The 554-nt window shown below is 59.9% G+C and carries 2 pseudogenes; one reads left to right on the top strand and one right to left on the bottom strand.

Annotation, left to right across the window (positions count from 1 at the left end):
* Positions 1 to 275: pseudogene (locus AC1DS5_RS25450) on the top strand (ketol-acid reductoisomerase); the annotation flags it as partial.
* Positions 276 to 326: 51 nt separating this feature from the next.
* Here the strand turns inward: AC1DS5_RS25450 and AC1DS5_RS25455 are convergent.
* A pseudogene (locus AC1DS5_RS25455) lies at positions 327 to 554 on the bottom strand (hypothetical protein); the annotation flags it as partial.

The following is a 554-nucleotide window of genomic DNA, read 5'->3' on the forward strand; positions in this document are numbered from 1 at the left end:
ACTCGATCTCCAACACGGCCGAATACGGCGAATACGTCACCGGCCCGCGCATCGTCACCTCGGAAACCAAGGCCGAGATGAAGCGCGTGCTCACCGACATTCAGTCCGGCAAGTTCGCCCGCGACTGGATGCTGGAAAACAAGGTCAACCAGGCCTCGTTTAAGGCAACCCGCCAGCGCAACAATGCGCATCCGATCGAGGACGTGGGCGCCAAGCTCCGCGACATGATGCCGTGGATCAAGGAAAAGGCGCTGGTCGACAAGACCAAGAACTAAGCGCTTTTCAAATCGCAGCTACCAACGGGACCGCGGCAACGCGGTCCCGTTTTAGTTTGCAGGCACTGATATGCGCGCCTGGCGCCGTTTCAGCACCGCCGCAGCGATCCTGAGCGCCATCACCACAATCAACGGCATCAGGAACCAGACATAGTTCGGCATCTGCGGAATGCGCATGCCGAAGCTCACCATGAACTGGAACCAGAGATAATAGATGCCGGTCGTATGCAGGATGCGCCATGCGCGCGGGCCGATGGCGGCCGCCGAGCGGTCGAATGA

The sequence above is a fragment of the Polaromonas sp. P4_H1 genome (assembly GCF_056400945.1).